General features: G+C 63.5%; 12 protein-coding genes. 11 read left to right on the forward strand and 1 reads right to left on the reverse strand.

All coding sequences use genetic code 11. The features are described 5' to 3' along the window. Positions 1 to 43 precede the first annotated feature (43 nt). Positions 44 to 229 carry a hypothetical protein gene (locus AB1555_18335; GenBank protein MEW6248647.1) on the reverse strand — a complete coding sequence of 62 codons (186 nt, stop codon included), beginning with the start codon at positions 227 to 229 and terminating at the stop codon, positions 44 to 46. 184 nt (positions 230 to 413) lie between these two features. Here AB1555_18335 and AB1555_18340 point away from each other — a divergent pair, with 184 nt between their 5' ends. From AB1555_18340 to AB1555_18390, 11 genes are all read left to right on the forward strand, one after another. Next, positions 414 to 1,352: a hypothetical protein gene (locus AB1555_18340; GenBank protein MEW6248648.1), complete on the forward strand. Its 939-nt coding sequence runs from the start codon at positions 414 to 416 to the stop codon at positions 1,350 to 1,352. Next, the gene (locus AB1555_18345; GenBank protein MEW6248649.1) at positions 1,306 to 2,595 is read left to right on the forward strand and encodes a hypothetical protein; all 1,290 of its coding nucleotides are present in this window, start codon (positions 1,306 to 1,308) and stop codon (positions 2,593 to 2,595) included. Before AB1555_18340 ends, AB1555_18345 begins: the two co-directional genes overlap by 47 nt. 178 nt (positions 2,596 to 2,773) lie before the next feature. Further along, the gene (locus AB1555_18350) at positions 2,774 to 4,654 is read left to right on the forward strand and encodes a PAS domain S-box protein (GenBank protein ID MEW6248650.1); all 1,881 of its coding nucleotides are present in this window, start codon (positions 2,774 to 2,776) and stop codon (positions 4,652 to 4,654) included. Beyond that, on the forward strand, positions 4,654 to 5,301 hold the full coding sequence (locus AB1555_18355) for a response regulator transcription factor (GenBank protein ID MEW6248651.1): 648 nt from the start codon (positions 4,654 to 4,656) through the stop codon (positions 5,299 to 5,301). The genes AB1555_18350 and AB1555_18355 overlap by 1 nt, the downstream gene beginning before the upstream one ends. A gap of 219 nt (positions 5,302 to 5,520) precedes the next feature. Further along, positions 5,521 to 5,772 (forward strand): hypothetical protein, encoded by a 252-nt coding sequence (locus AB1555_18360; GenBank protein ID MEW6248652.1) that lies wholly within the window; start codon positions 5,521 to 5,523, stop codon positions 5,770 to 5,772. A gap of 53 nt (positions 5,773 to 5,825) precedes the next feature. Continuing rightward, a complete protein-coding gene (locus AB1555_18365; GenBank protein MEW6248653.1) occupies positions 5,826 to 6,032 on the forward strand; it encodes a hypothetical protein in 207 nt (68 codons plus the stop codon). Between the two features lie 119 nt (positions 6,033 to 6,151). After that, complete coding sequence (locus AB1555_18370; protein MEW6248654.1) at positions 6,152 to 6,556, forward strand: response regulator; 405 nt, start codon at positions 6,152 to 6,154, stop codon at positions 6,554 to 6,556. A 187-nt stretch (positions 6,557 to 6,743) separates the two neighbouring features. Then, on the forward strand, positions 6,744 to 8,012 hold the full coding sequence (locus tag AB1555_18375) for a glycosyl transferase (GenBank protein ID MEW6248655.1): 1,269 nt from the start codon (positions 6,744 to 6,746) through the stop codon (positions 8,010 to 8,012). Then, entirely contained in the window at positions 8,009 to 8,446 is a 438-nt protein-coding gene (locus AB1555_18380; GenBank protein ID MEW6248656.1) for a hypothetical protein, read from the forward strand. Before AB1555_18375 ends, AB1555_18380 begins: the two co-directional genes overlap by 4 nt. A gap of 177 nt (positions 8,447 to 8,623) precedes the next feature. Beyond that, positions 8,624 to 9,895: a glycosyltransferase gene (locus AB1555_18385; protein ID MEW6248657.1), complete on the forward strand. Its 1,272-nt coding sequence runs from the start codon at positions 8,624 to 8,626 to the stop codon at positions 9,893 to 9,895. 198 nt (positions 9,896 to 10,093) lie between these two features. Further along, the coding region (locus AB1555_18390; GenBank protein ID MEW6248658.1) for a hypothetical protein at positions 10,094 to 10,289 on the forward strand (196 nt) is incomplete at its 3' end.

Consider the following 10,289-nt stretch of genomic DNA (forward strand, 5'->3'; position numbering starts at 1 on the left):
ACGGCGTTCAACGCCGTGTCCCTTCCGCGGTAGACTGCACCGATTAATGACCGCCTTTATCCTTCTTTTCGTCCTTTTTTTCGTCCGTCAACTTGCCGCCCTTGTCGCCTTTTTTCTCCTCCTTCTTCTCCTCACCTGCGAAGACCGTCGTCGCGGTGTAGGCGACGGTCGTCGCCAGTCCGAATACCAACACGACGGCCATCGCGATCAATCCAGCCAACTTTCTCATGACACCCTCCTATCGGTAGAAAAAGCGGTTTGCGTCGCGCCGTGCCCCATGCATGGCGCATGGGAATTTCTTACAAAAATCCCCGTGACGGCCCAATGGACAAAAAGCCCGGATGCCTCCGAAAAATGTCCAATTGCATTCCCACCCCGGTCGGAGGGAAGATAAAGCCGCGCGAGGAGCCTCGATGGGCGAAGACCGAGACGTGTCGGGCGGGTTGAGCAGCGTCGTCGCCAGCGCGGAGGAGTTCGACCGCTTTGCGGCGGAGGCGATGCCCGAGTTGCTTGACCGCGCCACCGGCCATACCAAACGGTTTTTGAAAGAAACGGGCCAGTGGGAGAACGATATCGCCCACGAGAAACTGGCCTTGCGATGGGGGTATGAACTGGTCGAGCGGTTTTTGGTCTGCGGGCGGACCGAGGTTCCCTGCCGCCCGCTGTTTTTGTTGGACAGTCTGATCGCGAAATACTACAGCCAGCCGGACCCCCTCTGTTACCACAAGGATTTGTTGTCTCCGTTGGGCCGGTTTCTGGACGGGCTCACCTCGCGGGCGGTGGTCAGCCGCGATGCGCTGATGGCGTTGTTCTACCACTTATACGGCTTCGGCCAGGGCCAGGTGGTGAAAATCCTGGGGCTCGGCATGGCCGAAAGCCAACGCGTCTACAAGAACTTCGAACGGTGGCGCCAGAGCGGCTGGCAACGGGCCGTCGAGGAGATCGGTCTCACCAAGGAAGAGTTGCACGAACTGGAAGAGCAGAAGGAACGGCATCCCGAACGCGTGAACGCGGAGACCGAACGGCTCATTCGTCTGCTCCAGACCCATTACCGGAAGAGCGAACCCGAGCACTATCCCTGTCTGCCCCGACAGAAGTGGGACGAACTGTTTCAGCAGGACTACGGATACGACTACCGGGTCTGGCATCTGGCCATGTGTCGCGATTGTTTTGTCGAAGTCTGCGACCTTCGGTACATTGAGCTCAACGGCGTGTTGAAACCGCGCATCGACCTCCATATCCGCCCGCGCCAGAAGGGCGGAGTGGTGACCTTTTTCCTACCGGAACAAGGAGGTGGGAGAAGACATGGAACAGGACGGCCTGCTCAGCGAATATCGCCAACGTCTGCTTGACGCGCTCAAGACCCATTCGACCCAGCGGCGTCGGGAGGAGCCCGACCTGCTGCAGGTGTTCGTCAATCAAGAGCGGGTCGGCACGGTCGCCTGCGCGGCCACCGAGCCGACATTCGCCTTTTCCAGTCGCGAACGGATCGTCCACTCCGTGGAGATCCGGACGGAGGACGGCGTGCTCGTCGGCGGCCTGTGCGCGCCGGAGTTCGGCCTTCGCACCGCGCGCGTTCCGCTTTCACGCGACGCGATCGAGATCACCGTCCACAACCGGATGGACGGAGGATCGGTTCGGGTCGCATACAAGGCCGCTCCGGCGCTGTGGCATCGGGTCCGGCAGGCGGCTGCGTCGCTGGTTTCCGGGGTCTCCGGTACCGAACCCCGCGAACCGGCATGGCCGCGCGTGTTGGTCCTGACGCAGGTCGCGCTCGCCGCCGCGGTGGTGGTGCTGTGGACCGATCGGATGACCGGTTGGCTGAAACCCGAACCTCCGGTCATGCCCGCCAGCCAGGTCTCGGCGCTGGTTTCGGCGACGCAGGCCCACGTGGATCGCCTCCGGCAGGACGTCGCGCAACTGGCCGACGCCCAGACCGAAGTCTTGCAGACCGTGCAGAGCCAGCGGCAGGAGTTGGAGCAGTTTCAGCGAACGCTGGCCGCGGTCGCGGATACACAGCAGAAGCTCAACGACAGCGTGCTGACCGTGCGGCAGAACCTCGGCGACCGCAACAAGGCCGTCAGCCGAGAGGTCGAACACCTCACCCGCTTGCTCCTGAACCGGGCCGATCTGGAGCGCGAGCAGTTGCGCCACGAACTCAGAACCCTGACCGCGGCCAACGAGGCGCTGAGCAAGCAGATGGCGACGCTGGAGAGCAGCAACCAAGAGCTGAAAAATCGACTGAAGTCGGCGGGCGTGGATGTGTCCAAGGCCGTTCCGGCGTCCGGTGAGACCCCGGCGGTGGCCGGAAAGCCCAAGGACTCCGCCGCGTCTACGCAAATCGCCGAGGTGCGCCCCGACCCCCAGGCGCAACCCTTCACCTTCTGGGTCACGTTCCAGGAAGGGACGTCGGAAGAAAGCATCCAGCACTTGATCGACGAGATTCACGGCCGGAAGGGCTCCGTCAACGCCGGCTGGTATCCGGTGGAAGTGCCGCGCCCGGTCGGCCCGCCCGACCGGTTTCTCGAGTCCATCCGGCAAGCCAAAATCGTCAAGGCCGTCAGTATGAGCCGCGCCGCCGCTCCCGGCCAATAACGAACCTTTCGCACGTCACAGGCCGGCGCGCCGGTCGATCCGGCGTGTCCGTTTCGCTCCTCGCCGCTTGTTCCGCGCCCGGTCGGCGCAACCGACGGTCCACCCGAAACGCCCCGCACTTGAATAGACCGACGACCGGGGAGGATAATTCCCCCCCCAACGGGAGTGTGCCGGCGGAATGACCTCGCGCAATGACACATCCCTCGTCCTCGGAGTTACGGGACTGATCCTCGGCCTGTTCCTCCTCGACCTCTCGCTTCCGCTGGGAGTGGCCGACGGCGTCCTGTACAGCGGCGTCGTGATTCTAGCCTTTGCTTCATCCAGCCGACGGTTTCCCATTTTCGTGGCGGGATGTTGTTCAGGTCTCGACGCGTTGGGCGCGTGGTTCAGCCCGACGATCGCCGGAGTGCCGATGTGGATGGTCCTGACCAATCGGCTGTTCAGCGTGCTCGTCATCTGGATCCCCGTGCTGTTCTTTCTGCAACGCCGGCGGGCGGAAGAATCGCTCCGCCGCGCCTACGACGCGCTGGAAGTCCGGGTCCAGGAACGGACGTCGGAACTGGCGAGCGTCAACAAAGCGCTGGTGGCCGAGATCACGGAACGGATGGAGACCGAACGATCCTTGCGCGCCAGCGAGGAGCGGTTTCGCCTGCTGGTGGAGGGCACGCAGGACTATGCGATTTTTCTTCTCGACCGCGAGGGGTTGGTGGCCAGTTGGAACGCCGGCGCCGCGCGCGTCATCGGCTACAAGGCGGACGAGATCATCGGCCGCAGTGTCGCCCGGTTGTATCCGCCGGACGACGAGCGGAGCGGCAAGCCCCGACGGCAGCTCGAACAGGCCGCCGCCCAGGGGCGCGTGGAGGACGAAGGCTGGCGCGTCCGCAGGGACGGCTCCCGCTTTTGGGCCAACGTGGTGCTCACGGCTCTGCGGGACGAGTCGGGGCGGCTGCGCGGGTTCCTCAAGATCACGCGCGATGTCACGGAGCGTAAGCAGGCCGAGGAAGCCCTCCGCCTCCAAAGCGTCGTCGCCGCCAACATGGCCGAGGGGATCTGTCTGGTCCGCAAGAGCGATGCGACCATCGTGTACGCCAATCCCACGTTCGAACACATCTTCGGGTACGACTCCGATGAACTGACGGGGAAGCCCGTCGGGATCATCAACGCGCCGGGCGAGGCGGCCGGCGACATCGTACGCCAGCTCGAGGCCGCCGGCGTGTGGAAAGGGGAGATCCTCAACCGAAAAAAAGACGGGACGCCGTTCTGGTCCTGGGCCAGCATCTCCACGCTGGAACATCCGGAGCACGGAACCGTGTGGGTCGCCGTCCATTCGGACATCACGGACCGGAAACGCGCGCAGCAAGCCCTCGAAGCCAGCCAGCAGGCGCTGCGGCAGAGCCGCGAGGAGCTGCGGGCCCTGGCCGCCCGCCTCCTGACGGCGCAGGAGGAGGAGCGGCGGCGCCTGTCACGCGACCTGCACGACGACGTGAACCAGCGGCTGGCGATGCTGACCGTGGAAGTGGAAACGCTGGAACGGAGCCTGCCGTCGTCCCCGGAACGGATCGGCCGGGGGCTGCGGACGATTCAGAATCGTCTGGCGGAACTCTCGGACGACGTCAGACACCTGGCGTATCAATTCCATCCTTCGATCCTGGACGACTTGGGCCTGCCGATCGCGCTAGAGCGCCTGATCGACGATTTTTCCGCGCGGACCGGCATCAAGGGCACCTTCGTGCTGCGCAACGTCGCCGACCCGTTGCCGCAGACGGTGTCCACCTGCCTCTACCGGGTGGCGCAGGAAAGCCTTGGCAATGCGAGCCGGCACGCCAACGCGTCCTGCGTCGATGTGGAACTGGCCGGCGTCGAACAGGGGGTGGCCCTGACCGTGCGGGACAACGGCTGCGGATTCGACCTCAAGCTCGTGAAGCGCCGGCAGACCGGACTGGGTCTGGTCAGCATGAAGGAACGGGTGCGTCTCGTGAACGGAACGTTCGACATTGCGACGGGTCCCGGCCAGGGCACGTCGGTGCGTGTCTGGATCCCGGTGCCCGGGAGGATCTGATGAGTCCGTTGCCTCGGGTGCTGTTGGCGGACGACCATACGCTGGTCTTGGAAGGATTCCGCAAGCTGTTGGGCGAGCGGTACGAGGTGGTCGGTACGGTCGAGGACGGCCGCGCGCTGCTCGAAGTCGCGCCCCGGCTTCGACCCGACCTCGTGACGCTGGATATCTCGATGCCGCTGCTGAACGGGATCGACGCGGCGCGCCAACTGAAGAAGCTGGTGCCGGAGGTCAAACTCGTCTTCGTCACGATGCACGCGGACCCGGCCTACGTGAACGAAGCCTTCAAAGCGGGCGCATCCGGGTATCTCTTGAAACGGTCGGCGGGCGCGGAACTCATCCAGGCGATCGACTCCGTCCTTGACGGCCACTTCTACATCACGCCGTTGATCACCAAGGACCTCATCCACTCGCTGCTGGACAGCGGGAGCAGTCCGGTCTCCCGCCGCGATTCGCTGACCCTCCGCCAACGCGAGGTGTTGCAGCTCGTGGCCGAGGGACGTTCGAACAAGGAAATCGCCAAAGTGCTCAACATTTCGGCGAAAACCGTCGAATTCCACAAATCCCAGATCATGGATCAACTCAACCTCCATACGACGGCGGAATTGACCAAGTACGCGATCGCCCACGGCCTGACGACGTCCCAGTAATCCCCCCCCCTCGCCGCCGCACTCGTGCCGATTGTCGCATCCCCTGGGGATTTTCCTCTTCGCTCCTGGGGAGATGACGGGTTTTCTTTTCCCCCTCAGCACGGTATCGGAAAGGCGCGTCTGCATGGAAAGGGAGAGCAAAGTTACGTGAGGTGTCTATCCGGTCGAGCTGATTAAGAGCGCGACCGGTTCAAGCGAAGCTTGGTATGGAGGCGGTCCATGACGGCGTTGGTTCCACTGTGTTCGCTGTGCCGGCGCGTCCGGGACGATAACGGAACCGGATTCGGTCAAGGCGAATGGGGCGACGTGCTGGTCTACATGAAGCGATATCGTCTCGCCCCCGCGGATTTCATTTTTTCCCATACGTACTGTCCCGATTGCTGCGTGTTCTACCGGCAGCTTATGAGCTATGGGCGCGGCGATCAGAGTTTCGTCGACCGACCCGCTTACCGCCCGGCGGCCGGCACATGAGTATGTGAGTGATGGTAGAGACACCCGAGGAATCGCGCACCGCGAGGTCCCCGATGGGATGCCCACGTTGTCATAGCCTGATGGTGCAGGAGACGTTCGTCGATTGGGAATCCGACACCGGAGCCTTGTATTTTACGGGCTGGCGTTGCATCACGTGCGGAGACATCGTCGACCCCCTCATCGTGCAAAACCGCATCGCCCGTCCGGAGCCGGCGCACGGCCGGGCCCGATCCAAGAAGGCCGGCATCGTGATCAGTTGAGGCGATCCGCGCCGCGGACCGTGAGCGAGAGAGACGCATGAGCGGAAGGCATAGAGGCGGCGACCGCGGGTCCTCTCCCGATTCGCGACGGCGCGAGGAAGCGGGACAGGACGGAGGCGATGAACAGCCACGGGATGCGCAGGAGAATCCTGGTGGTCGACGACGATGAGCGGTCCCGCGCGATGGTCTGCAACCGGTTGTCGGCGATGGGGTTCGACGTCGTCGGAGAGCAGGACGGCCGCGCGGGCCTTGCGCGAATCGCGACGGACACGGACCGGACTCCGATCCACGGCGTGCTGCTCGACCTGCACACGCCCAGTCCGGACGGGATGGCCGTGCTCCGGGAGATACGCGACCGGCACCCGGAAATCCCCGTGATTATGATGTCCACCGCGTCCGATTTGGATCGACTCAGGGCGGCGATCACGCTCGGCGCGGGCGAGTATCTGGTCAAACCGTTCGACCAGGACCTCTTCGCCAAGAAATGCCGACGGATCTTCCTGGGCCATGACGACCCGGCCTGAGGCGGACGCACGGTCCTGCGTCGGACCGGTGCCCCGCCGTTCTTCGGTTTCTCCCGCTGCGATCCCCGACGGCCTCCCCTTCACCTCAGCCCGCCGCTGCCGCGCAATCCGTCGCGCCTGCATTGGAAACCGGGTTGCATAAACCGCCCGGATGGACGACACTTAACAACGACACAGCGGGTTACGTATGGCGGACTTCCATCAAAACGGCGTCGTCACCGTGCTCCACCGGCTGGGGCGGCCGAACATCGAGCAACTCGAAATCGAGCTCGAACGCCACGCCTCGGAGAATCCGATCGCGCTCGTGCTGCCTTCGCTCTACGCGGAGCTCGAGCGGCCGGCGTTGAAAGGCATCGTGGACACGCTGAAACACGTCCGGTACCTGAACGAGATCGTGATCTCGCTCGACCGGGCCTCCGCGCTGGAGTTCCGCCTGGCGAAGCAGTATTTCTCCGCGCTCCCCCAACGCGTGCGGATCATCTGGAACGACGGCGCGCGTATCCAGGAGATCCTCAAACTGCTGGTCTCCCACGAGATCGACATCGGCCTGCAGGGCAAAGGGCGCGGCTGTTGGACCGCCTTCGGATACGTGTTGGCCCGGAGGCAGAGCAAGGTGATCGCGCTGCACGACTGCGACATCCTCAGCTACAACCGGGAATATCTCGCCCGGCTCTGTTACCCGATCGCCAACCCCAACCTCGGTTACGAATTCTGCAAGGGCTACTACGCCCGGGTGACCGACCGGCTTCACGGCCGCGTGACCCGCCTCTTTATCACGCCGCTCTTGCGGAGCCTCCAGCAGCTTGTGGGTCCCCAGCCGCTGCTCACGTTCCTCGACAGTTTCCGCTATCCGCTGGCCGGCGAGTTCGCGATGGTGCGGGACCTGGCCTGGATCAATCGCATCCCCGGCGACTGGGGGCTGGAGATCGGGGTGCTGGCGGAGGTGCACCGTAACTGCGCGTTGCGGCGGATCTGTCAGGTGGATATCGCGGACGAGTATGAGCACAAACACCAGCCGTTGTCCGCAAACAACCCGGAAGGCGGCCTGCTCAAGATGTGCGTGGATATTACGAAGGCGCTGTTCCGCAACCTGGCCAGCGACGGGGTCGTTCTTTCGGACAGCACGCTCAAGACCCTGCGGGCGACTTATCTGCAGGCGGCCCAGGAAGCCATCAGCCGCTACGAGAACGACGCGGCCATCAACAGCCTGAAATTCGACCGCCACGAGGAACGGACCGCCGTCGAGGTGTTCCTCAAAGGCATCAAGCTCGCGACGGACCGCTTCCTGGAGGATCCCCTGGGCGTGCCGATGATTTCCAATTGGAGCCGGGTGACCGCCGCGGTGCCGGATATCTTCGGCCGACTGATCGAAGCGGTCGAGGAAGACCATGACTGGGAACCAAGCGGAGAACACAAATCCCGCCGATCCGCGAAATCTATGAAAGAGGAATTATGACGGAAACACGCTCCACGACGCCGCCCCGCATGTTCCTGATTCTCTGCGCCGTCCTCGGCGCCGCGTCCGGTTGCAGCGGCCTGCACGAGACCAGCCGCACCGGCGCCGTGCATTATGTGCAGATCCGCGACCACATCAGCCCGCAGACGCTGTACGTCAACGTCGGCGACGAGGTCCGCTGGCAGAACCTCCGGGAGGGCCCCGTCAACGTGGGCATCCTCGAGCACAAGAGACTGGACCAGGTCTCCTGCCAGAAGGGATTCATGAGCTTCGGCGCGATCCAGGATCTCGTGACGATCGAGCCGGCGCAGTACGCGAGCCTCTGCTTCGCGCAGACCGGCACGGTCCATTACAATGTCTGGATGGAACCGGATGATCCGAAGGGCACGATGAGCCCGACCGCCACGATTCGGGTGAGCGAGGCGGCGCCGTAATCCGTAATGCGCGACGCGCAGAGCGCGACAAGCGGACTCGCGCGAAATGCGCGACTGGAAGAAGGCAGCTCCGCCCATCCCGCTCGTCTCGCCTGTCTCGCGCGTCGCGCAACCATCCATCGGGAACCGATAGCTGACTACTGATGGCTGACAGCTGTTTTACAGGATGAAACAAGGATGCCTGCCAACGACACGCCCCTGACGCCCGAGACCGAGGAAAAAGTCCGGCGACTCGGCGAGGCGGACATCCTGGTGGGAATTCCCAGTTACAACAACGCCGAAACGGTCGGGCACGTCGTGCGGGCCGTCAACGCGGGCTTGGCGAAGTATTTCCCCGGCGCCCGGTCGGTCCTGGTCAATTCGGACGGAGGCTCGTCGGACGGGACGCAGGAAGTGGTCAACCGGACGGTCGCGGACCTCCACGCCATGTTCATCGGCGACCGCCAGAGCCCGCTGCACAAGATCATCACGCCCTACCACGGCATTCCCGGGAAAGGCAGCGCGTTCCGGACCATCTTCGAGATCGCCCGCCGGTTGAAGGCGAAGGCCTGCGCGGTGGTGGACTCCGATCTGCGCAGCATCACGCCCGAATGGATCGAGCTGCTGATCCGGCCCGTACTGGAAGAGCAGTACGATTACGTGGCGCCCTATTACCTGCGCCACAAGTACGACGGCACCATCACCAACAGCATCGTGTATCCGCTGACGCGCGCGCTCTACGGGCAGCGGATCCGCCAGCCCATCGGCGGCGACTTCGGGTTTTCCGGACGTCTGGCGGACCACTACCTGGACAAGCATGTTTGGGAATCCGACGTCGCCAAGTTCGGCATCGACATTTGGATGACGACGGAAGCCATCGCGAGCGGCGCCCGCGTATGCCAGAGTTTCCTGGGCGCCAAGATCCACAACCCGAAAGACCCGGCCGCGGACCTGTCCGCCATGCTGGTCCAGGTGTTGGGCGCCGTCTTCGCCCTGATGGAAGAACATGCCGGGATCTGGTCCGCGCTCCAGGGATCAAACCCGGTCAAGCTGTTCGGCTTCCAGTACGAGGTCGGGGTCGAACCCGTGAACGTCAACGTGGATCGCATGATCGCCAGCTTCCGCCAAGGCTTGACGGACCTGGGCGCCATTTGGGATCAGATGCTCTCGCCCGAGACGATGAAACGGCTGCGCTCGCTGGGGACCGCCTCGCCGCAGGAGTTCCGCATCCCGGACGACCTGTGGGCGCACGTGGTCTATGACGCCGCCGTGGCGTATCATGAACGGGTGATGCCGCGAGACCACCTGCTCAAGGCGTTCACCCCGCTCTACCTGGGCCGCACCGCCACGTTCGTGCTGGAAACTCAGGCCCTGACCTCGGCGGAGGCCGAGGGCCGGATCGAGGCCCTGTGTCAAATCTTCGAGAAGCACAAGCCGTATTTGGTGGCACGATGGAAGCCAAAAGAGTGACAACGTGATGGATGATGCAGTCATTCGTGATCGGGAATTGACCGTGCCGTTCTCCCCATCACTCAATGACCAATCACTTACTCACTGATTAGCAGCACTCCGCCTCGGAGGTTCGGAGATCAGGAAAAGCAAGTGGGTTGAGGACTCTCTCCGCCGGCGTCAATGACGATAAGGCGAATCAAGCAACGAGAAACCTCCTTGTGGGTTTTATCCGCGCGCATCAATCTCGATAACACGATGGAGAGCGCGGTTCAACCGAAGGTTGGTATAGCCGGCGGCCCGAGCGAAGCTTGGCATATCGCACAGACAACGGCAAAGAGCGGGTTGAAGACTCTATCCGCCGGCGTCAATGACGATAAAGCGATAAAGAGCCGGCGGCCCGAGCGAAGCTTGG

The sequence above is a fragment of the Nitrospirota bacterium genome (assembly GCA_040755395.1).
Taxonomy (GTDB): domain Bacteria; phylum Nitrospirota; class Nitrospiria; order Nitrospirales; family Nitrospiraceae; genus DATLZU01.

Excerpts from the sequence above, each read along its gene's own strand:
- AB1555_18365 (MEW6248653.1), top strand. The coding sequence starts at position 5,826 with ATGGGATGCCCACGTTGTCATAGCCTGATGGTGCAGGAGACGTTCGTC.
- AB1555_18385 (MEW6248657.1), top strand. The coding sequence starts at position 8,624 with ATGCCTGCCAACGACACGCCCCTGACGCCCGAGACCGAGGAAAAAGTC.
- AB1555_18370 (MEW6248654.1), top strand. The coding sequence starts at position 6,152 with ATGAACAGCCACGGGATGCGCAGGAGAATCCTGGTGGTCGACGACGAT.
- AB1555_18355 (MEW6248651.1), top strand. The coding sequence starts at position 4,654 with ATGAGTCCGTTGCCTCGGGTGCTGTTGGCGGACGACCATACGCTGGTC.
- AB1555_18350 (MEW6248650.1), top strand. The coding sequence starts at position 2,774 with ATGACCTCGCGCAATGACACATCCCTCGTCCTCGGAGTTACGGGACTG.
- AB1555_18335 (MEW6248647.1), bottom strand. The coding sequence starts at position 229 with ATGAGAAAGTTGGCTGGATTGATCGCGATGGCCGTCGTGTTGGTATTC.
- AB1555_18345 (MEW6248649.1), top strand. The coding sequence starts at position 1,306 with ATGGAACAGGACGGCCTGCTCAGCGAATATCGCCAACGTCTGCTTGAC.
- AB1555_18380 (MEW6248656.1), top strand. The coding sequence starts at position 8,009 with ATGACGGAAACACGCTCCACGACGCCGCCCCGCATGTTCCTGATTCTC.
- AB1555_18340 (MEW6248648.1), top strand. The coding sequence starts at position 414 with ATGGGCGAAGACCGAGACGTGTCGGGCGGGTTGAGCAGCGTCGTCGCC.
- AB1555_18375 (MEW6248655.1), top strand. The coding sequence starts at position 6,744 with ATGGCGGACTTCCATCAAAACGGCGTCGTCACCGTGCTCCACCGGCTG.
- AB1555_18360 (MEW6248652.1), top strand. The coding sequence starts at position 5,521 with ATGACGGCGTTGGTTCCACTGTGTTCGCTGTGCCGGCGCGTCCGGGAC.